The sequence below is a fragment of the Actinoplanes sp. 13 genome (assembly GCF_056134165.1).
In genome coordinates, this window is the sequence record NZ_JBVYOQ010000001.1 from 763,821 (window position 1) to 785,133 (window position 21,313).

Annotated in this window: 19 protein-coding genes; 9 read left to right on the top strand and 10 right to left on the bottom strand. The window is 72.4% G+C overall.

From position 1 onward, the window contains the following. Positions 1–131 precede the first annotated feature (131 nt). Positions 132–1,289 carry a carboxylate-amine ligase gene (locus tag AC0NH5_RS03435; RefSeq protein WP_474399755.1) on the top strand — a complete coding sequence of 386 codons (1,158 nt, stop codon included), beginning with the start codon at positions 132–134 and terminating at the stop codon, positions 1,287–1,289. A 252-nt stretch (positions 1,290–1,541) separates the two neighbouring features. Beyond that, entirely contained in the window at positions 1,542–2,996 is a 1,455-nt protein-coding gene (locus tag AC0NH5_RS03440; protein ID WP_474399757.1) for a polysaccharide deacetylase family protein, read from the top strand. Here AC0NH5_RS03440 and AC0NH5_RS03445 read toward each other — a convergent pair. Next, entirely contained in the window at positions 2,974–3,849 is an 876-nt protein-coding gene (locus tag AC0NH5_RS03445; protein WP_474399760.1) for an Fpg/Nei family DNA glycosylase, read from the bottom strand. The genes AC0NH5_RS03440 and AC0NH5_RS03445 overlap by 23 nt on opposite strands. A 203-nt stretch (positions 3,850–4,052) precedes the next feature. Here AC0NH5_RS03445 and AC0NH5_RS03450 point away from each other — a divergent pair, with 203 nt between their 5' ends. The 4 genes from AC0NH5_RS03450 to rocD all read left to right on the top strand — a co-directional run bounded on the left by AC0NH5_RS03450 (position 4,053) and on the right by rocD (position 7,733). After that, entirely contained in the window at positions 4,053–4,658 is a 606-nt protein-coding gene (locus AC0NH5_RS03450; RefSeq protein WP_474399761.1) for an ATP-dependent Clp protease proteolytic subunit, read from the top strand. Between the two features lie 114 nt (positions 4,659–4,772). Further along, on the top strand, positions 4,773–5,366 hold the full coding sequence (locus AC0NH5_RS03455) for a hypothetical protein (protein WP_474399762.1): 594 nt from the start codon (positions 4,773–4,775) through the stop codon (positions 5,364–5,366). 260 nt (positions 5,367–5,626) lie between these two features. Then, entirely contained in the window at positions 5,627–6,433 is an 807-nt protein-coding gene (ddaH, locus tag AC0NH5_RS03460; RefSeq protein WP_474399764.1) for a dimethylargininase, read from the top strand. 85 nt (positions 6,434–6,518) lie between these two features. After that, positions 6,519–7,733, top strand: a complete 1,215-nt coding sequence (gene rocD, locus AC0NH5_RS03465) for an ornithine--oxo-acid transaminase (protein ID WP_474399766.1) — start codon at positions 6,519–6,521, stop codon at positions 7,731–7,733. A gap of 64 nt (positions 7,734–7,797) precedes the next feature. Here rocD and AC0NH5_RS03470 read toward each other — a convergent pair whose 3' ends face one another. Beyond that, positions 7,798–8,946, bottom strand: coding sequence for an FHA domain-containing protein (locus AC0NH5_RS03470; protein ID WP_474399767.1), 1,149 nt, complete (start codon positions 8,944–8,946; stop codon positions 7,798–7,800). A gap of 166 nt (positions 8,947–9,112) precedes the next feature. On the opposite strand from AC0NH5_RS03470, the gene AC0NH5_RS03475 reads away from it, so the two are divergent. Continuing rightward, the gene (locus tag AC0NH5_RS03475) at positions 9,113–9,910 is read left to right on the top strand and encodes a hypothetical protein (RefSeq protein ID WP_474399769.1); all 798 of its coding nucleotides are present in this window, start codon (positions 9,113–9,115) and stop codon (positions 9,908–9,910) included. On the opposite strand, the gene AC0NH5_RS03480 is transcribed toward AC0NH5_RS03475, so the two are convergent. Together AC0NH5_RS03480 and AC0NH5_RS03485 are read right to left on the bottom strand one after the other, a co-directional pair. Beyond that, the gene (locus AC0NH5_RS03480; RefSeq protein WP_474399771.1) at positions 9,889–10,944 is read right to left on the bottom strand and encodes a 1-acyl-sn-glycerol-3-phosphate acyltransferase; all 1,056 of its coding nucleotides are present in this window, start codon (positions 10,942–10,944) and stop codon (positions 9,889–9,891) included. The genes AC0NH5_RS03475 and AC0NH5_RS03480 overlap by 22 nt on opposite strands. After that, positions 10,944–11,798: a patatin-like phospholipase family protein gene (locus tag AC0NH5_RS03485; RefSeq protein WP_474399774.1), complete on the bottom strand. Its 855-nt coding sequence runs from the start codon at positions 11,796–11,798 to the stop codon at positions 10,944–10,946. Before AC0NH5_RS03485 ends, AC0NH5_RS03480 begins: the two co-directional genes overlap by 1 nt. 127 nt (positions 11,799–11,925) lie before the next feature. Between AC0NH5_RS03485 and AC0NH5_RS03490 the strand changes: the two genes are divergently transcribed. Continuing rightward, the gene (locus tag AC0NH5_RS03490; RefSeq protein WP_474399776.1) at positions 11,926–12,306 is read left to right on the top strand and encodes a MerR family transcriptional regulator; all 381 of its coding nucleotides are present in this window, start codon (positions 11,926–11,928) and stop codon (positions 12,304–12,306) included. Continuing rightward, positions 12,288–12,644, top strand: a complete 357-nt coding sequence (gene trxA, locus AC0NH5_RS03495; protein WP_474399779.1) for a thioredoxin — start codon at positions 12,288–12,290, stop codon at positions 12,642–12,644. The genes AC0NH5_RS03490 and trxA overlap by 19 nt, the downstream gene beginning before the upstream one ends. Before the next feature lie 356 nt (positions 12,645–13,000). Here trxA and AC0NH5_RS03500 read toward each other — a convergent pair whose 3' ends face one another. The 6 genes from AC0NH5_RS03500 to AC0NH5_RS03525 form a co-directional block, all read right to left on the bottom strand. Next, entirely contained in the window at positions 13,001–13,216 is a 216-nt protein-coding gene (locus AC0NH5_RS03500) for a hypothetical protein (protein WP_474399781.1), read from the bottom strand. A gap of 31 nt (positions 13,217–13,247) precedes the next feature. Further along, positions 13,248–16,427: a cyclic nucleotide-binding protein gene (locus AC0NH5_RS03505; protein WP_474400344.1), complete on the bottom strand. Its 3,180-nt coding sequence runs from the start codon at positions 16,425–16,427 to the stop codon at positions 13,248–13,250. Between the two features lie 207 nt (positions 16,428–16,634). Further along, the gene (locus tag AC0NH5_RS03510) at positions 16,635–18,254 is read right to left on the bottom strand and encodes a S1C family serine protease (protein ID WP_474399783.1); all 1,620 of its coding nucleotides are present in this window, start codon (positions 18,252–18,254) and stop codon (positions 16,635–16,637) included. 39 nt (positions 18,255–18,293) lie between these two features. After that, positions 18,294–19,880, bottom strand: a complete 1,587-nt coding sequence (locus AC0NH5_RS03515) for a sensor histidine kinase (RefSeq protein ID WP_474399785.1) — start codon at positions 19,878–19,880, stop codon at positions 18,294–18,296. 6 nt (positions 19,881–19,886) lie between these two features. Further along, on the bottom strand, positions 19,887–20,600 hold the full coding sequence (locus tag AC0NH5_RS03520; protein ID WP_474399788.1) for a response regulator transcription factor: 714 nt from the start codon (positions 20,598–20,600) through the stop codon (positions 19,887–19,889). Between the two features lie 65 nt (positions 20,601–20,665). Then, entirely contained in the window at positions 20,666–21,304 is a 639-nt protein-coding gene (locus tag AC0NH5_RS03525) for a lysophospholipid acyltransferase family protein (RefSeq protein WP_474399790.1), read from the bottom strand. Positions 21,305–21,313 lie beyond the last annotated feature (9 nt).

Below are 21,313 nucleotides of genomic sequence, written 5' to 3' on the forward strand. Positions count from 1 at the left end.
ACGAGCGGCAGACATCCGTGAGAGCGCTCTCACAAAGTTTCCCGCTTGTTTCGTAAACCTGTCAATATGGACGGCCGCCGATAAGTTCGGCGCCGGTTTCCGCGGAAAACTCCTCGGGTACTTCGGCGCCCATGGAGACCGCGATCGAGGGTGCCGAACTTCCCGACGACATCGCCGCCGAGGCCGAGCGAAAAGATCTGCTGACCCTCGGCATCGAGGAGGAATACCTGCTCGTCGACGCGGTCGAGCCGCGTGCCGTCGAGGCCGTCGAGGAGGTGTTCGCCGAGATCCCCGACGAGCTGCGGGCGAGCGTGCAGCACGAGTACTACCGCAGCCAGATCGAGGTGGCCAGCCCACCCCGGCTGCACCTGGGAGACCTGCGGGACGCGATGTCCCAGCTGCGCTCCGGACTGGCGGCGGCCACCGGACGAGCCGGCGCCCGGCTGGTCGCGGTCGGCACCGGGCCGGCGCCCGGCCCCAACATGCGGGTCGTCGACAAGCCTCGGTACCACCAGATGCGGGAGCACTTCGGCGACCTCTCCCCCGGCCAGGGCATGTGCGGCACCCACGTGCACGTCAGCGTCCCGGACCCGGAGACCGGCGTGCGCGTTCTCAACCACCTGCGGCCGTGGCTGCCGGTGCTGCAGGCGGCGACCGCCAACTCGCCGCTGTTCTCCGGCCGGGAGACCGGATATGCCAGCTGGCGCTCGATGATGTGGGAGCGCTGGCCGACGGTCGGCCCCACGCCGTACCTGCACTCGTACGAGCACTACCTGCAGCTCATCTCCGACCTGGAGGCGAGCGGCGCGATGCTCGACGAGGGGATGCTCTACTGGTACGCCCGGCTCTCCGCCCGGTACCCCACGGTCGAGATCCGGATGGGCGACGTCACGCCGACCCTGGACGACGCGATGCTGCTCGCCGCGCTGACCCGGGCGCTGGTCGCCACGATCCTGCGCGACGTCCGGGACGGGGCCGAGGGGCCCGACGTCCCGCACCCGCTGCTGATGGCCGCACACTGGCGGGCGGCCCACGACGGGCTCGAAGGCCTCAACATCGACATGGCCACCCGGGAGCCGCGCCCGGCCTGGCGCCTGATGCGGCAGCTCTTCGACTACGCGCGGCCCGAGCTGGAACGGCACGGCGATCTGGAGACGGCCACGGTCCTGATGGGGCGGCTGCGGTCCCGGGGCACCGGCGCGGCTCGCCAGCGCGCGATCCTGGCCGCCGGCGGGTCGGTCGCGGAGGTCGTCGACTGGCTGGCCCGGACCACCCGCGGCGAGGAATGAGCGGCGACCGCGACCCTTGAAAGCGAGTCCCACGGCCGGCGGAACCTTCCGTTCGGCCGTGGGAGCGATTCCAGAACGCGCTATCGTTCAGCGCCCACAGACGCATGTCAATGCCTCTCATAATTCGGTAGGCGGAATCACAGAAAGCACTCAGCTTTCTCACCCGTAGTGAGCAGCGAACATATCTCTCAGTGATATTCCGGTGACCAATCCGGTATCGCGCTCGATCTTGCAACACGGTACTCATGACGGATGCCGCCGCAGACCACCAGCAGCACAGCGCCGACCTCCGGCGCGCAGACGACGGCGGCCGGGCGGCACCGGCGGCCGGAGTCACTGGCCGACACGGTGCGGGAACAGCCCCTCACCCCCCGTCAGTACCGGCCTCGGGTGGCCTTCACCGACGTCACGGCGGGCCGGCACCACGCGACCCCGGAGTCGCCCGGCTCCGCTCGGCACCGCGCCGGGGCGTACCAGACGGTCAGCTCTTCCCGGACGACCTCGCGCGCGGCGGGCGGCCGCCGGGCCAGGCACTCCCGGCAGCCGGCCGGCCGGTCCGCGAAGGACCGCGTCACCACCGGCGCACATCGCGCGCCCGGCACCCTCCCCCTGGAAACCTGGCTGGACGCCGCGAAGAACCGGCCCCAGATCCTGCTGGGCACGCTGGTCGCCGCCGGGCTGCTGCTGACCGCGGTGCCGATCCCCCAGTCCGGCGGCGAGAACACCAGCGTGATGACCGCCGCGGCCGAGGCCGTCGCCTCCCGGATCAGCAGCAGCACCACCGAGCAGGCCCCGGTGAAGAAGAAGGAGAAGCCGGTCGAGGAGGCGCCGCCGGTCACGGCGCGCCCGGCAGGCAGGCCGACCCTGAAGCCACCCGCGCCGGAGGCCACCCGGCCGGCGGAGAAGGACGGCGGCGAGGTCGAGCAGGTGCGGGTGCCGAAGGGCGACGGCCCGTTCAACTCGCTGCGCACCACCGGCTCCCGGGCGGTGGCACTGACCTTCGACGACGGCCCGGACCCGGTGCAGACCCCGCGAATCCTGGACCTCCTCGACAAATACCAGGTGAAGGCCGTCTTCTGCCTGGTCGGCACGCAGGCGCAGGCGCACCCGGACCTGGTCCGCCGGATCGTCGACTCCGGGCACGCGCTCTGCAACCACACGTGGAGCCACGACCTGGCCATCGGCAAGAAGAAGGCCAACCAGATTCGGGATGATCTGGACCGGACAGATGCGGCGATCCGGGCGGCTGTCCCGGACGCCCCGATCCCCTATTTCCGGGCACCCGGCGGCAACTTCACCGACCGGCTGGTGCGGGTGGCCTACGCGGAGCAGATGAGCTCGCTCTACTGGGAGGTCGACCCGCGCGACTGGGAGCACGCCGAGGACGAGACCCCGGCGCAGCACGTCCAGCGGATCATCGCGGACGTCCGGAAGCAGACCCGGCCGGGCGCGATCGTGCTCTCGCACGACTTCAACCAGCCCACCACGATCGAGGCGTACGAGAAGTTGCTGCCCTGGCTGGTGGAGAACTTCACGATCGGCCTCCCCGGCGAGCCGGCACCCGAAGCGCCGACGCCCACGAAGCCCGCGCCGTCGCCGAGCACCACGCCGACGACGCCGGCACCGGACCCGTCGGCCACGCCGGACGACGACGCCGCCGCCGCCGGCGTGCCGGCACCGGGCGTCACGCCTCCCGCGGCTCCCTGAGCTTCGGCCTCCGGGCGGCCGGCCGCTTGACCTGCGGCCGGCCGGTGGGCGGCTGACAGGTCGGGCACCAGTACAGGTTGCGCCCGGCCATCGGCCCCCGGGCGATCTCCGTGCCGCAGATCAGGCACGGCTGCCCGGGACGGCGATAGACGTAGACCTCGCCCCCGTGCCGGTCCACCCGCGGCGCACGCCGCATCGCCTCGGGCGTGTGCTCGGTGTGCACGGTGTCGATCCGGCCGCGCGCGACACCCTCCTTCATCAGCGCCCGCAGGTCGTCCCAGATCGCCGTCCAGCGGGCCGGGTCGACGGTGCTGCCCGGTGTCTCCGGCGACAGGCCGGCCCGGAACAGCACCTCGTTGGCGTAGATCAGGCCGCAGCCGGCCACCACGGACTGGTCCAGCAGCAACGCGAAGAGCGGCTTGGTGCTGGCGCGGACCCGGGCGTACGCGCCGGCCGGATCCGCGTCGTCGCGGAGCGGGTCGGCGCCGAGCCGGGACCGCAGCAGGTCCACCCGGGCGGGATCCAGCACCTCGCACGCGGTCGGCCCGCGCAGGTCCAGCCAGTGACCAGAACCGGTCATGCGCATCCGGATCTGCCCCACTGGCGCGGGCACCGGCAGCCTCCCGTCGGTGAACTTGCCGTACAGCCCGAGATGGACGTGCACGACCCGGTCGTCCTCGTAGTGGTGCAGCAGATGCTTGCCGTACGCCTCGGTGTCGCGCAGCACCCGCCCGTCGATCAGCGCGGCCCCGGCGGTGAAGCGGCCCTGCGGACTGCTCGCCTCGACGGGGCCCCCGGCGAAAAGCTCGCGGTGGCGGATCGCGAGGCGGTGAATCGTATGTCCCTCCGGCACGCGACCAACGTATCCGCCGTGAACCGGTGCTCCGTCCCGGGCGTGAGCGATGCCACTGACGCGGTCCGAACCTGCATCTCGCGACCTCGGCAGACGCTCATTCTGCCGACAGCGGATTCGCCCTGAGGGGAATCACTGGGATCGGACGGCATGGCTGGGAGAGGGTGTGAGACGTAGAAGAGCGGATGCGAGAAGGTGAGCACATGAGCATTGACACGACCATGCGCGGTGGCGGCGGATCCTTCGACGACCAGGTGTTCGAGCGGCTGCTCCGGGAACGGATCATCTTCCTCGGCAGCGAGGTCAACGACGAGGTGACGAACCGGATCTGCGCGCAGATGCTGCTGCTCGCCTCCGAGGACTCCGAGCGGGACATCGCTCTGTACATCAACTCGCCGGGCGGCTCGATCAGCGCCGGCATGGCGGTCTACGACACCATGCAGTACATCAAGAACGACGTGGCCACGATCGCGATGGGCATGGCCGCCTCGATGGGCCAGTTCCTGCTCTGCGCCGGCACCCCCGGCAAGCGGTACGCGCTGCCCCACGCCCGGGTCATGATGCACCAGCTCTCCGGCGGCATCGGCGGCACCGCCGCGGACATCGCCATCCAGGCCGAGAGCATGCTGCACATCAAGCAGGTGATGAACGAGCGGATCGCGTTCCACTCCGGGCACACCCCCGAGGAGATCGAGCGCGACTCGGACCGGGACCGCTGGTTCACCGCCGAGCAGGCCAAGGAGTACGGCCTGGTCGACCACGTGATCCGGCAGGCGGCCGACGTGCACACCGGAGCGCCGCTGCGCTGATCACGGTGCACCCGGGACCACCGGAGGAGTACGCGTTCGCGTGCTCCTCCGTGTCGTTTCCGGACAGTACGGGTATAGAGCCGTCAACCCCGTATCTGTCAAGGAGGTGCTGACGTGAGGATCCCGACGTTCTCCCGCCAGACCACGGTCGATAACACTGCTGACGACCGCACCACCACGACGGTGGCGTCCCGCCGGGACGAACGGCCGCCGATCAGCACGCGCCGCGACGACACGACCGCGACGCTTCCTCGTGCCGAGACCGCGCGTACCGACTTCCCGCGGACCGAGACCGAGCGCGCCGCCGCGGTGACCGCCGACCGGCCGGTCATGGAGCGGCACGGCGGCCGCGCCGCTGTGCCCGAGCCCACCGTCACCGGCCCGAAGGCAAGGACCAGCTTCATCGCCACCCTCGGCCTGATCCTCGGCGTGACCGGCGCCCTGCTGGTGCTCTCCGGTCCCCTGCTGGGTTACGGCATGGGCGTCGCCGGGCTGGCGCTGATCCTCTCCCTGGCCGGGGTGTTCGCCACCCGCAAGCGCCACGTCGCCGGCAAGGCCCACGCGCTGATCGGCCTGGCCCTGTCGATCGCCGCCCTGGTCGTCGGCGTGCTGGCGCTGACCGGGCAGCTCAGCTGGCTCGGCACCGACATGCAGCCGGTGACCAATCTGCGGGAGTGGCTCGACGCACAGTTTACGACCCGCTTCTGACGGGTATCTGACATCTACCGAAGGCGATGCGCCGACGGTCCTACCCCTCGGAACCGGGACGACACGGTGGTCGGCCCGCCCCGAATGACACCGGCGGTTCGCCGGTACTCGCAGCAGCGGCGCGGAAGTGGCGGTTCGCCTCTCCCGCGCCGCTGCTGCAATGAATCGCCGCGAGGCCTGAGGATCACGCAACGATCCGTCGCGGGACGCATGGATGATCCAGGGCGTGCGAAGGCCGATGCCGCCTAGCGTTTTCTTCCATGACGTCCACCGCAACGCCGCGCCGATACCTCATGTGCCGGCCCACCCATTTCGCCGTCACGTACCGGATCAACCCGTGGATGGATCCCACGGCGCCGTACGACAACGCGCTCGCGATCAGCCAATGGGAGAACCTGCGGCAGACGTTCCTGGGCCTGGGTCACACGGTCGAGCTGATCGACCCGCTGCCCGGGCTGCCCGACATGGTCTTCGCCGCCAACGGCGGGACAGTGGTCGACGGCCGGGCGCTCGGTGTGCAGTTCCGCGACGCGGAACGGGCCGACGAGGCGCCGGCATACGCGGCCTGGTTCCGTGAGCACGGCTTCGACGTGCACGAGCCCAAGCACACCAACGAGGGCGAGGGCGACATCCTGCTGGCCGGCGACATCCTGCTGGCCGGCACCGGGTTCCGCACCGCGCACGCGTCACACGCCGAGACCCAGGAGTTCCTGCGCCGCCCGGTGATCACGCTGCAGCTGGTGGACCCGGCGTACTACCACCTGGACACCGCGCTGTGCGTGCTGGACGACGTCAACATCGCGTACCTGCCGCAGGCGTTCTCGCCGGGTTCGCAATCCGTGCTCCGGCAGCTCTTCCCGAATGCGATCATCGCAACGCCGGAGGATGCGGCCGTGCTCGGCCTCAACGCGGTCAGCGACGGGCGGACCGTGGTTCTCCCGGAGCAGGCCGTCCAGCTGGCCGCCGCCCTGCGGACGGCCGGTTACCAGACCGTCGGCGTCGACCTGTCCGAGCTGCGCAAGGCCGGCGGCGGACCGAAGTGCTGCACGTTGGAGGTACGGCCATGATCGCCTGCACCGAGCGGCACCCGGTCGCACCGGACAACGGCCTCGCAGGCGAGGGCCGGAAGAGCATGGCAATGGAGGCTCAGTCATGACGACTGTTGAGTTCCGCACGCCGGGGGCGCTGGCCGAGGCCGAGCGCTGGACCGCGCACAACTACCACCCGCTGCCGGTGGTCGTGGCCGAGGCCGACGGCGCCTGGGTCACCGACGTCGACGGCCGGCGCTACCTGGATTTCCTGGCCGGATATTCCGCCCTCAACTTCGGGCACCGGCACCCCGGCCTCATCGCCGCGGCGCACGCCCAGCTGGACCGCGTCACGCTGACCAGCCGCGCGTTCGTGCACGACCAGTTCGCCACGTTCTGCCGGGGCCTGGCCGAGCTGTGCGGCAAGGACCTGGTGCTGCCGATGAACACCGGCGCGGAGGCGGTGGAGACCGCGATCAAGGTGGCCCGCAAGTGGGGTTACCGGGTCAAGGGCGTCGCCGACGAGCAGGCCGAGATCATCGTGGCGGACGGCAACTTCCACGGGCGTACGACCACGATCGTCAGCTTCTCCACCGACCTGGAGGCGCGGGCCGACTTCGGGCCGTACACGCCGGGCTTCGTGGTGGTGCCCTACGGCGACCTGGACGCGGTGGCCGCCGCCGTCACCCCGAACACGGTGGCGGTGCTGATGGAGCCGATCCAGGGCGAGGCGGGCGTGCTGGTCCCGCCCGCCGGGTTCCTCGCCGGCGTCCGCGAGCTCTGCTCGGCGAACAACGTGCTGATGATCGCCGACGAGATCCAGTCCGGGCTGGGCCGGACCGGGAAGACGTTCGCCATCGAGCACGAGGGCGTCGTCCCCGACATGTACGTGCTGGGCAAGGCGCTCGGCGGCGGCATCGTCCCGGTCTCGGCGGTCGCCGCGAACTCCGACGTGCTCGGCGTGCTGCGGCCCGGCGAGCACGGCTCCACGTTCGGCGGCAACCCGCTGGCCTGCGCGGTCGGCGCCGAGGTGGTGCGGCTGCTGGCCACCGGCGAGTTCCAGGAACGCTCGGCTCGGCTCGGCGCCCGGCTGCACGCGGGCCTGGAGGCGCTGATCGGCAAGGGCGTGGTGGCGGTACGCGGTCGCGGGCTCTGGGCCGGGGTGGACATCGACCCGGCGCTGATGACCGGACGGCAGGCGTGCGAGCGCCTCGCCGAACGGGGTGTGCTGGCGAAGGACACCCACGGCTCGACGATCCGCCTGGCCCCGCCGCTGGTCGTCACCGAGGCGGACCTGGATCACGCGCTTGAGCAGCTCGCCCGGGTGCTGGCCGGCTGACGTGACGAGAGCGCCGCCGCCAGGATCGGCGGCGGCGCTTCACACGTACCAGATGAAGGTGTTCTTATCGGCCGACCGGCCGGAAGGCCATCGTCGGAGCCTCACCCATCACCGACTCCGGCTGCACCACCCCGCCGCTCGCCCACAGCGACGACCGGCCGACCAGCACTCCGCCGTAAAGCTCCACCACGTCGTCCGGCCCGAGTCGCCGGCTCTCCTGCCGATTCAGCGGCATCCGCGCGTCGTCGTCGAGCGAACCGCCGGGACGGATGCCGCTGCCGTTCGTGCTGATGTCCTGAACGGTCACCTCGTCGCCACGCAGCGACAGCTGCACGTGGCCGCGGCTGATCCACTTGCGGGCGTCGTCGGTGAGCCACTGCCCGAGCATGATCCCCGAACCACCCTCCGGCGCCCGGCCGATCACCACCGGCTTCTCCTCGGAGACCACGAACCGCTGGCGGACCACACCGTCGATGCGCACCGAGAAGACCTCGGCCGCCGGGCGCGCACCCACGTCCCGCAGACGTTCCCCGTGCCGCGGGCAGGTCGGCGCGCCGGCACGCAGCATGGGCGGCGGCTGAGCGACCGGGCTGGTGTAGACCCGCATGTCGGCGAACGGGCTGTCCGCGTCGCCACCGCTGCCGTAACTGGTGCAGTTCGGTGCGGGACAACTCCACACCCGGGCGAGCAACCGCTCACCGAGCGGTGACCGGGCAGCCGGCGGGGTCGCCTCGCCACGGCCCACCCGGGGCACCAGCGCCGGGCCGCCCTGGTTCGACACCAGGGCGAGCAGGCGTCCCGGCTCGGCCACCCACGGACGGCGATCCCGGAAGCGGTCCTCCCGGTCCCGGGTGAGCACCGGCAGGCCGAGCAGCTCGGCCACCTCCAGCACCCGGTCGTCGAGCTGCGGCACCACCTCGATCTTGCCGTCGTCGGCCCAGCGCCGGACCACCATGCGCTCGTTCGAGGTGAGATCGGTGTCCGAGATGAGGCCGCGCGGAGCGACCGCGTAGACCGGGACGTTCTCCTCCGCCAGGTACCGGCAGAGCGCGTCCACCAGCAGTCCGAGCCGGACGAGGCTGGCCGGACGGCCGCCGTCGAGGTCGGCGTAACGAACGACCTCGGAAAGATCAACCACGCCCCGGGCCAGAGCCGGGTCGGTGGTGAGCCGGGCCTCGATGGCGTCGAGGACCTTGCTGACCTCGAATCTCACGGGTCCTCCCCTTCAGCTGCGCGTCCACTAATCATGCCCCGGCCATGATCCGCGGAAAAAGCCGGGCTCGTTTGCCGCGCGCCGCCACCGGGAAATCGGGCATGGACCGGCGTCGAACGACATCGGCGTCGAAACGCCGGAAGCCGGCACAAAGGGAGGCACTGACATGCGCACACGACGGCTGGCCGGGCTCGGACTCGCGGCCGCCACCGCCGCCCTCGCGGTGACGGGCTGCGCCGACAACGGCGCCCCGGAACCCTCGGCGAGCGCACCCACCGCCTCGGCGTGGCCGAGCACACCCGTGCCGTCGGGTGCCGCCGCCGACCCGGCCGCGGCCGCCGAACTGGCCGACGCCACGGCCGCGCTCGGCACGACGAGCTTCAAGATGACCGTCTCCGGCGGCACCGGCTTCACCATGACCGCGCAGATCGACGCGCCGAACAGCAAGGGCACCGCCGAGCTGACCGCCAGCGGCCCGAACACCGAGCTCACGGTGAGGTCCCTGCTGCTGGGTGAGGACCTCTACGCCCAGATCCCGGGCATCACCAAGGCCGGCACGTGGACGCACCTGGACATGAGCCGGCTGCCGGACGGCGCGAACGTCGGCCTGCGACCCGGCCGGATCGACCCGGTCGGCACCGCGCAGCTGATCTCCTCGACCACCGACGTGCGGTCCACCGGCGCCCGCAGTTACGCCGGGACGGTCGACCTGACCAAGGCCACCGGCATCGCCGGTCTCGACCAGGTGACCATCGAAGGCTACGGCGCGGCGGCGCAGCGGGTGCCGTTCACCGCCGGCCTGGACGAGCAGGGCCGCCTCTCGGTGCTCACGCTGCAGCTGCCACAGGCCGCGACGCTCGAGGCGCTCTACACCGATTACGGCGCCACCGTGACCGCCGAGCAGCCGCCGGCCGCTCAGGTCATCGAGGCCCCGGAGGACGTCTACCGCGCGCTGGGCGGCTGACGCCGCGACGTCCACAGTGGTTGCGGCGCCGGCTGGTGCTCGTCGATCCAGGCGTCGATGCGGGCCCACCACTCGTAGAGCCAGTCGATCCGCTCCTGCTCGCCGGCCGGTACCTCCTCCGGAGGCACACTCCAGAACCGCATCACCAGCCGCTTGTCCATCGGCAGCTCGCGCCAGACGTCGGAGACGGTCACCATCCGGTCCAGACCGGTGTGCGCCACGAAGATCACTCCGGCGTCCGGCGCGGCGTCGATCGCGGCGAGCAACCCGCCCGGCTTCGGCGGCAGCAGATTACGCAGACCCTCGGCACGAAGCGCCATGTCGTGCAGGCCGCGCGCCCGCAGCCGGGCGATGGCGCTGGTCCGCCGGCGCGGCGTGAAGTTGCCACCCTCCGGGAAGATCACAAAGGCGTCGTTGTGGTCCAGCCCGGTGGCCAGCTGGCCGATCTGCTCCTCCAGCGTCGCCGTCCGGGTCCGCCCCGGCGAGATGAACCGGTTGGGCAGCCGGTTGAGCAGCACGTCCACCGCGGGGTCCCACTGCAGGGCAGCCTTCAGCACGATGCGCGGCTCCCGGGCGAACCAGTTGACCAGACCGTGGATCAACGTGAACGAGTCGCCGGGCCCGGCGTGCCGGCTGACCACGATCTCCGGACGGCCCGGCTGCGCGGTGTCCGGGTCGGTGCCGACCACGTCGATCTCCAGATGGAGCGACCAGCGCGCGAACCAGAACAGGACGCTCAGCATCCGCCCCGTCATCACGTAGTGCGCCCGCTGGAACCACGGCCCGCGGATCCGCCATCCGAACCCGGACGCCACCCACATGGCGGCCAGGCCGACCAGCGCGACGGCGTCCCAGACCAGATAGACGATCAGCAGGAAGACCACCCGCGGCACCCGCAGCCGGCCCGGCACCAGCGGCGAGACCGCGAGCGCCAGCAACAGCCAGATCGGCAGGGTGGTGAGCAGCACGAACGCGAGCACGACGACAGTGGGGGCGATCACCAGGCGGCGGACCCAGATCGGCGGCAACGCCATCAACGGCCACCCGGGCCCGGCAACGGATTGACGTTGGCCGCCAGGTAACGGCGGGAGACGGTGTAGGCCCGGCTGATCCGGCGGCCCACCGCCGCCATGTCACGGTAGGCCCAGGGCGAGTCGTCCCGGCCCTCGCCGCCGCCACTCGGAAGCACATGCACCCGTACATCGTCGGGCAGCGAGGCAAGCTCCCGGGCGAACCGGTGCCGCCGGGCGATCTCGAAAGCCACCTGCGCCACCTCCCACGGGCGCCGGGGCACACTCAACTGGCGCTCCACCCGGCCCACCTGCAGCACGAAGATGAGCTTCGCGCCGACCCGGACCGCCTCGCCGATCGGGATCGAGTTGACGATCCCACCGTCCACGTAATGCTCGCCGTCGATCTCGATCGGCGGCAGCAGACCGGGCACGGCCGACGAGGCGAGCACCGCCTGGACCAGCGGTCCACTGTCGAACCAGTGCTCGGCGGCACGCTCGATGCTGGCCGCACAGCACCGGAACGGCACCCGCAGGCCGGCGAACGACGCGCCCTCACCCAGCTCGCTCTCCAGCAGCCGGCGCAGCGGGCGCGGAGAATGCAGATGGGTGCGGGCGGCGAACCGGCGCATCTGCCGGCCGAGCGAGTCACCGTAGACCGCCGCCGCCTCCGGCGACGTCCAGAGCCGGACGAGCCGATCGGTCACCGCCTCCGACGGGTCCGAGGCGACCAGGGCGCCGTTCACCGCGCCGATCGAGGTGCCGACGACCACGTCCGGGCGGAATCCGGCCCGGAACAGCGCCCGCAGCATGCCGACCTCGACGGCGCCGAGGACGCCGCCGCCACCCAGCACGAACGCCACCGGACCGTCGACCATCGGCCCATCCTCCCACGATCTTGACGGGCGGCGCCTGCGTCCCGCCGCCACCCGCACCCGCGTTGCGCCTGCGTTCCGGCTCACCTGCTCTTGCCCTGACGCCGGTGTCAAGGCCTACCGTCGGCTCATGCTTATCGGAGAGCTGGCCGAGCGGGCCGGCACCAGCCCGCGCACGCTGCGCTACTACGAGGAGCACGGGCTGATCCGCCCGCGCCGCGACGCGAACGGCTACCGCCAGTACGACGACGCCGAGCTGCGCGTCGTCCACGAGATCCGCGCGCTGCTGGCCGACGGATTCGGCGTCGACGACATCAAACCGTTCGTCGACTGCCTGCGCGCCGGCAACAGCGCCGGCCACGTCTGCCCCGACTCGGTCGCGGTGCTGCGCCGCCGACTGGCCGAGGTGGACGGTTACCTCACCCAGCTCACCGACGTCCGGCACCGGCTGCAGGAGCAGCTGAGCCAGGCGATCGAACACCGGGAGATCCGATGCCTGCTGAACCCCTGACCTCCCTCGTCACCGTCACCGACGACGACTTCGCCGAGGTCGTGCTCGCCGCCCGCACCCCCGTGCTCGTCGACTTCTGGGCCGAGTGGTGCCCGCCGTGCCGCCCGATGGCCCGGGTCCTGGCCGAACTCGCCGACGAGTTCCACGGCCGGATCCTGATCGCCTCGCTCGACGTGGACGCCAACCCGGAGACCACCCGCGCCTACCGCGTGGTCTCGATGCCCACGCTGCTGTTCTTCTCCGGTGGCCAGGTGACCACGTCCCTGGTCGGCGCCCGCCCGAAGTCGCTGCTCCGGCAGGCTCTCACCAACGCGCTGACGCCTTACGCCAACGTCTGACCCGCGCCGGCCCGCACGTCCGGCCGGCATCCAGGCAGCCAAGACGGCCAAGGATCATGCGCCACCGCCGGCCCGCACGGCCCGGCTGGCAACCACGCAGCCAAACGGCCAAGGATCATGCGCCATTGCCACCCGGCAGAGACCGGCCGGGCCTGCGCCGCCGGGCGGCGGGTCAGCGGTCGGCGAGTCCGCGGGCGACCAGACCGCCGTTCGACGGGCGGTGAGCTGCGGGCGATGACGGGGCGCCGAGTGGCGACGTGGGCGCGGGTGGCGACGTGGACACGGCGGGCGCCGGGTGGCGACGCGAGCCGCGGGCGGCGCCAGGCGACGGCGTGAGCCGCGGGCGGGCGGCGGGGTCAGTCGAGTTCGGGCATGGCCACGGGTTGTGGTCGGGGACGGCAGGTGCCGCACTGCACCGCGTCCTCCACCACCAGCGCCTCGCTGCGGTCACGCTGGACCGACCGGGTGACCTCGAGCAGGTACGGCCCGAAGCGGGCATGCTCCGGGCACACCCCGCGGCCGCAGAACCGGCACGTGGCGCGTGCCCCCTCGGCACAGAACCAGCACAACATAGCGGCCTCCCTCGGTGGCAGGCGGCGGCCGCTAGCCGGCGGACGAGGGCTCGCCCGGTCGGGCCGCGCTGGCGGTCGACGCCGTCGGATCTTCGGTGGGTTCGGTCGTCGGCGGGTTCGTGGTCCCGGTCGGGTCCGGGTCCTGCGTGGGCGTGGTGGTCGTCGGCACGGTGCTCGGCCGGGTGCTGGTGCGGGTGGGCCGGATGGATGGCACCGTGATGGTGGGCGCCGGGGAGGTCGGCCGGGTGGTGGTCGGCGCCGTCGTGGGCGTCGGGTCGTCGTCGGGCTCGGTGGTCGGCGCGGTGGTGGCCGGCGTCTCCGTCGGCTGGGTGGTCGGCACCTCGGAGGGCTCGGTGGTGGCCGACTCGGCCGGCCAGGACTCCTCGGCGGCCCCGTCCGGGTCCTCGCTCGGGCCGGCCGGCGGGGTGACCGTGACGCCGTCGCCGCAGCTCAGGCCGGCGCCGGTGGCCGGGCTGGGCGCGCCGCCGGCGGTGACCCGGCCGGCGGAGACGGTGACCGTGGCCGCGTCGACGGCGAACCAGGCGTTGCCGGAGCTGGTGACCTCGCCCTGGGCGCGCAGGACGGTCAGGCCGAGCGGCGAGAACGCGCCGCTGGAGCTGGTCGTGGCGGCGAGCAGGCGGCCGTTCTCCAGGGTGAGCCGGGCGGCCGGTGCGGATTTCCGCCCGCTCCGCACGCCGACCTGATCGATCGCGGTCCGCGAGCCGGGGCAGAGCACCACACTCGCGCCGCCGGGGAAGGTCAGCCGGGCCTGGGCGCTGCCGGGCACCTCGACGCGCGCGCCGGCACTCAGATAGCGCTTCGCGTCGGCGGCCAGCTGCTCGGAGCCGGTGCCGACGGTCGTGGTGGCCGGTCCGCGCTGCACACTGAGCAGCACCCGTTCGGCGGGCATCTCCGCCCAGGCCGGGCCGGGGCGCACGTTGAGGCCGACGCTGACCAGGGCGACCACCAGCAGCAGGCTGGCGAACATCCACATCCGGCGCTCGAAGTGACCGTCCACGTCGTACTCGCCGGTGCTGTCGGGCGGGCCGGGCGGCACCGCGAGCGGCGGGTGCGCGGCGCCCGGCCGGACAGCGACCGGCGCGCTGGGCCGCACCGACGGCATCTCGGAGCCGGGGCCGTAACCGCCCACGAGCGGCGGCAGGTCCGAGGCGTCCGGGATGATCCAGAGCCGGACCGGGGTCCGGGACTGCGCCACCATGCCGGGGCTGCCGTCGCCGACCGGGCCGACCAGGGTCCCGCGGCGCAGCTCGGTGCCGTCGGCCATGGCGATGACCCCGGACTCGACGACGACCGCGTGGGTCGGGCCGTGCAGCATCACCGGGTCGCCCGGGTCGAGGTCGACGGGGTGGGCGGCGGCGATCAGGGCGAGGCGCTGGTCCTCCTCCAGCCCGGCCAGCGCCGGGGTGTCGGCGAACAGCGCCTCGGCCTCGTCGCGTTCCTGCGGCGGCGGGCCGGGCATCGGGCCGATCACGGTGGCCACGGTCGAGGTCGGCAGGGCCAGCAGCGTGGTGCCGGCGGTGTGCCAGTCGAGCTGGGAGCTGCGCCCGGTCAGCGCGTTGGCGAGTCCGACCACGCCGCCGGGGCCGACGTGGTGCCGGATGGTGCCGCCCGGGTCGCCGGGGCGGCGGCCGTGCAGGGCGCCCTCGACCACCACGTAAACGGCGGTCTGGTGCTCGCCGGCGAGGACGATCTGGCGGCCGGTCGGCGGGTGCAGCCAGCGCGCCCGGGCGGCCAGGCCCTCCAGCGCCGGGTCGGGCAGGCCGCCCAGCTCGGAGGCGTGCAGCGCGGCCATCCGGCGGGGCAGGTCGGCGTCGCGGTCACGCTCGGCGGCACGCTGCCGGAAGCGGCGCCAGCCCTTGCCGAGGCGGCCGACCAAAAAGTAGAGCGGTGGCGCGACGATGCCGAGCACGATCACCACGAGCAGCAGCTGCCCGAGCACGCCGTCGTGCCAGAGGCCGACGGCGAGGCCCCGGACCCGGTCGGTCCACAGCCGGTATCCCAGGCCGAGCGCGATGACCGCCCAGAGGACGGCGAGCAGCCCGTAGAGGGCGACCAGCCGGCCTTCCCGGTCGAGCGCGGACCAGCCCGGGCCGCGCCGGCGCAGCCGCCCGCCGATCCAGGCCAGGCCGCGGGCCCGCACGTCGGGGATCTCCAGCCAGTCCATCAGCAGGTAGTGCCCGTCGAGCGGGAGCAGCGGGCTGAGGTTGAAGAAGGCGTGCAGATAGAAGAGGAACGCCAGCTTGAAGGCGATCCCGCCGGTGGCCGGCACGGCGAGGCCGATCACCTGGGCCACGCCGGCCAGGCCGAGCGCGGTGGCCGGGCCGGCCGCGGTGACGGCCATCCGGGCCCGCCGGCCGGCCATCCAGACGTCGCTGGTGTCGACGAAGACCGAGGGGATGCCGAAGTACAGCACCAGGCCGGCCGCCGGGACCTCCCGGCCGACACGTTTGGCGGCGAGCCCGTGACCGCATTCGTGCGCCGCCTGGGCGAGCACGTTCAGTGACAGCAGAGCGATCGCACCGAGTAGGTAGGAGTCACCGGCGAGGAACAGGGAGCTGCTCCCCCGCTGCCAGGTGAGCGCGAAGAGCACCAGCCCGGCCAGCGCGAAGAGCGCGCCGACCCAGACCGCGGGCCGGGTGAACAGGAACCGGCCGGCCGTCCGGTAAAGCGTGGTGACCAGGCCGTCGACGCCGAAGGAGAGCACCTGACGGCCGCGGGCGGCCGCCTTGAGCGTCTCGCCGACCCGTTTGGGCAACGGCTCGCGGACCATCTCCCGCAGCGGGCGGAAGGCGTCCGTCGGCAGTTCCTCCAGCATCCGGTTGGCGGCCAGGTCGGCGACCACCCGGCGGACCTGGTCGGGCGCGAGCCGGCCGGCGATCCGGGCGAACTCGGCGACCAGCCGGGCCACCGTGCTGACGCCGTCCATCATCAGGGCGAGCTGGTACTCCTCCGGGGCGAGCCGCAGGTAACTGCTGCGGCCGCCCTCGTCCGGCGAGCGGAGCATGACGTAACGCCCGCCGCGGACCGAGGTGCGGTGCCGGACCTCGATCCCGGCGCGCAGGACGGGACGGGCGCTGGCCGGGTTGAGCCGCTCGGCGACCGTGTGCCAGAGCCCGGCGTCGGCCTGGCCGGAGGGAGCTCCGGGGGCCCGGCCGGACAGGGCTTCCCAGACGCTGGTCCGGGTCTCCACGTACGTCAACTCAGGGGGCCTCTCACTCCGCATCAACGCCCGACGGCGAATGGAGATTAGGCGGTCGCCTGGGCAAACGCGAGTCCCTGGTGGCGATAGCTGCCTGTTGGTCGCGAAGGTCCTGAATCACGGCATAGATAGGAATACGGCGGGTGACGCGCCCACCCCCTGGTCGCGTCACCCGCCGTAGGCGGAGGGGTGCCCGGGTTACTGGGCTTCCTGCAGCGTGACCGTTACGGTCCGCTCGTCACCGTTGCGGGTGAAGGTGAGCGTCATCTGCTGGCCGACCGTGCCCGCCTGGACGGCCGCCACCAGATCGTCCGAGTCCTCGATCGCCTTGCCGTCGACCTTGGTCACCACGTCGCCCTGCTGGAGTTCGGCCTTGGCGGCCGCGCTGTTCCCCGTCACGTTGCTGACCAGCGCCCCGCCGTTCTCCGCGTCGGTGACGCTGACGCCGAGCGCCGGGTGGCTGACCTTCTTGCCCTGCATCAGGGCGTTGGCCACCTGCTGGGCCTTGTTGCTGGGGATGGCGAAGCCGAGGCCGATGTTGCCGGAGCCCTGCCCGTTGGTGGCGATCGCCGAGTTGATCCCGATCAGCTCGCCGTTCGTGTTGACCAGCGCGCCGCCGGAGTTGCCCGGGTTGATCGGGGCGTCGGTCTGGAGCAGGCCGGTCATCGTGGTGGCGGACTGCTGCTGCTGGCCGCCGAACGGGTTCTGCTCCTCGTTGCCGCCGCCGGACTGGATGGTCCGGTCCTTGGCGCTGATGATGCCGGCGGTCACCGAGCCCTCCAGGCCGAGCGGGCTGCCCAGCGCGAGCACGGTGTCGCCGACCTGGGTCTGCGCGCTGTCGCCGAAGGTCGCGGCCTTCAGGCCGGAGACGCCGTCGGCCTTGACCACGGCCAGGTCGGTACGCGGGTCCGTGCCCACGACCTTCGCGGTGGCCTTGGTGCCGTCCGCGAAGATGATGTTCACGGCACCGCCCTGCGCGGCGGTGGAGACCACGTGGTTGTTGGTCACGATGTAGCCGTCCGCACTGATCACCACGCCGGAGCCCTCGCCGGAGCCGGTGGTGATCGAGACGACACTGTCCTGCACGGCGGCCGCGATCTGGGCCAGCGAGGAGCGGTCCACCACCCGGGTGACCGAGGAGTTGCCGGTCTGCACGCTCTGCGCGGCACCGTCGTCGGAGAGGGCCAGCGCGGTGGCGGCGCCGACCCCGCCCGCGCCGAGCGCGAGCACCACGGCGGCCGCACCGGCCACGAAGATCTTCCGGCCGCGGCCGGAAGGCCGCTGGTCGACGCCGACCGGGCGGGCCCAGGGAGCGCCGTCGGTGCCGGGCTGGCCCTGCGCGGCGTGCCAGGCGGCGTACGCGGCGTGCGGGTCCTGCGGGTAGCCGCCCGGCTGCTGGTAACCGGCCTGGCCGTACCCCTGCGCCGGCTGGTAGCCCTGATGCCCGTAGGGCACCGCGGTCACCGGCTGTTCGGGCGAGCCGGGCTGGCCGTAGGGCTGGCCGTACGCCGGCTGCGCCGAGGTCGGCTGCTGCTGACCGGCCGGCTGCTGCCAGGCCTGCGGGGACCAGGGGTTGTGCGGTGGCTGTGGGCCGGCCGGCGCCGCTCCGTAGGCGCTCTGGCCGCCGGCCTGGCTCCCCCCGGTCTCGCCCGTGGAGGCTGCGGTGGCGGAGGAGGGAGGTGCCGCGGACTGGGGAGCACCGGACTGCGGGGCAACCGGCGGCTGCACATGCGTCGGCTGCTCAGACTCCACCCGCTCCGTGCTGTTGGTGTCAGCGGCGGCGTCCGCGGGCCGCGGGTTGGACTCGTTCTCGTTCATGTCGCTAACTCTGCCCCGTCGTACTCGTACCCAACTGTGTTACTCCTGGACATTTTCTGTGAACCCTTTGTCCGGATTTATGGTCGGCAACGACACTCGGAACGTGGCACCCTTGCCCGGTTCGGTGTCCACCTCGACGGAACCTTGGTGCGCTCGCACGATCGCGGCCACGATCGCGAGCCCCAGTCCGGTCCCGGTCGCCTCCCGGTCGGTGTTGCGGGTCCGCGCACCGTCGGCCCGGTAGAACCGCTCGAAGACCCGTTCCGTCTGTTCCGGACCGAGCCCCGGCCCGGTGTCGGCGACCTCCACCACGGCCCGGTCGCCGGCCTCCGCATAGAGCCGCAGCGTGACGGAGGCGCCCGGCGGGGTGTGCACGACGGCATTGGTCATCAGGTTGCCGATCACCTGACGCAGCCGGGCGTCGTCCCCGTTCGCCACCAGCCGCTCCGGCTCGTCGCGCACCTCCAGGGTGATGTCCCGGTCCGGCGCGATGGCCTGCGCGGCCTGCACCGCGTCCATGGCCAGCACCGGCAGCTCGACCGGCGCCAGGGTCAGTGGCCGCTCCCGGTCGAGCCGGGCGAGCAGGAGCAGATCCTCGACGAGCAGGCCCATCCGGGCGGCCTCGTCCTCGATCCGCCGGACCAGCCGGGCCACCGCGTCCGGGTCGGAGACGGCGCCCTGCCGGTAGAGCTCGGCGAACCCGCGGATGGTGGTCAACGGGGTGCGCAGCTCGTGCGAGGCGTCCGCGACGAACTGCCGCATCTTCTCCTCGGACTGCAGCGCACGGGCCTCGGAGCGCTGCGCCGCGTCGGCCGCCTCCCGGGCGACCTGCTCGGCGGCCCGCGCGGCCTGCTCGGACTGCGCCCGGGCGATGAAGGCGGACTCGATCTGGGTCAGCATCGAGTTCAGCGCGATGGAGAGCCGGCCCAGCTCGGTGGTCGCCTCACCGCCGTCCTCCTCCGGGTCCGGCACCCGCTGGGTGAGGTCACCGGCGGCGATCCGGGCCGCGGTCCGCTCGATCTGGATCAGCGGGATCAGGCTCTGTCGCACCAGCGCGGCGCCCACTGTGGCGAGGGCGATCAGCACGCCGACGCCGACCAGCAGATCCACCCAGACCAGCCGGGCGATGACCGCGTCCACGCCGGTCATCATCTGGGCGACGTGCAGCACCGAGTCGTTCTCCAGCCGGACCACGACCATGCGCCACACGTACCGGCCGTTCTCGGAGTGGACCGTGAACGGGTCGGCGAGGTGCGCGTCGATATCCTCGACACCGGTGAAGAGGCCGGGCAGTTCCTCCTCGCCGAGACGCGACTCGTCGTACCACAGGCGGCCGGCGCCGCTGACCGCGGTCACGGCCATGTAGTAGTCGGGCGGCAGGAAGATGCCGACCGCGAGGCCACCCCGTCCGTTGAGGACCACGGCGGCGTTCGTCGCGTACGACTTCAGCTGCGAGTCGAGCCGCTTGACCATGAAGGTGTGCAGGGCGTACGTGCTCGCCGCACTGATCAGGGTGAGAGCCGCGAAGACCAGCGCCAGCACCGACGCGACCAGCTTGGTCCGCAGTGAGATCTTGCGCAGGGGCTGGCGCGGGATCGATCCCCGAACCCGTTCGGCGAGACTCATCGCCGCCTACACAGCTGGCTTGCGCAGCACGTAACCGACGCCCCGGAGGGTGTGGATCAGCCGGGGCTGAACGTTGTCCACCTTCCGGCGCAGGTACGAGATGTACGACTCGACGATGTTGTCGTCACCACGGAAGTCGTATTTCCAGACGTGATCGAGGATCTGTGCCTTGGAGAGCACCCGGTTGGCGTTGAGCATCAGGTAGCGCAGGAGCTTGAACTCCGTCGGCGAGAGCTGCACCCGGCTGCCGGCCCGGTAGACCTCGTGCGTCTCCTCGTCGAGCTCGAGGTCGGCGAAGACGAGCCGGGAGGGCTGGTCGTCGCCGGCGTTGGTGCGCCGCAGCACCGCCCGGATCCGGGCGGTCAGCTCCTCCAGGCTGAACGGCTTGGTGACGTAGTCGTCGCCGCCCAGGGTGAGCCCGCGGATCTTGTCGTCGGTGCCGTCCCGGGCGGTCAGGAAGACCACCGGGGTGCGCTGCCCGCCCTCGCGCATCAGGCGGATCACCTCGAAGCCGTCGAGGTCGGGCAGCATCACGTCGAGGACGACGAGGTCGGGGGTGGAGCTGCGGGCCGCGCTGACGGCCGCGCTGCCGCTGGTGGCGGTGGTGACGTCGAACCCGGCGAAGCGCAGGCTGGCGGAGAGCAACTCCAGGATGTTGGCGTCGTCCTCGACGACGAGGAGTTTCGCCTCGCTCTGCTTGGGCTGGGTCTGGGCGGCCATGGCGCCCATTCTGGTCCGGGCCGCTGCGCCGCGCCTGCACACTCGCTGAAAATTATCTGTGAGCTTCATGCCGCCAGGTGATAGCCGCCACCCCCCAGGCTGGCCTGCGCCGCCCGGGCCAGCGCCCGGCGGTCGGCGCCCGCGGCCGGCCGCAGCGCCGGAGCGGTCACCAGCGTGACGGTGAGCCGGCGGACCCGGGCCACCCGCCGCACCGACTCCCACAGCGTGTCGCCGCCGATGAAGGCCGCCTCGGTGGAGTCGTACCCGATCGAGATCGGCACCACCGGCGCGCCCGCGTCGATCGCCGCCTGGAAGAGCGCCGGCCGGAACCGGCCGTACTCGGTACCGCAGAACGTGGTGCCCTCCGGGAAGACCGCGACCGAACGGCCGCGGCGGAGCTGATCGGCCACCTCACCGACGGTGTGCGGCAGGGTCCTTGGCCGGCCCCGGTCGATGAAGATCGAGCCGGCCCGGCCGGCCGTCGCGCCGATGCCCGGCCAGGCCCGCACCTCGCTCTTGGCCACCAGCCGCACCGGCAGGACCGACGCCAGCGCGACGATGTCCAGCCAGGAGACGTGGTTCGCGACCAGCAGGCTGCCCGGGCGCGGCGCCGGACCACGCAGGACCAGACGGACACCGAGGGCCGCCAGGATCGCGCGGGCCAGGCTCCGCAGCGCGGCGCCACCGAGGAGAGCCGCCGGCATCAGACCGCC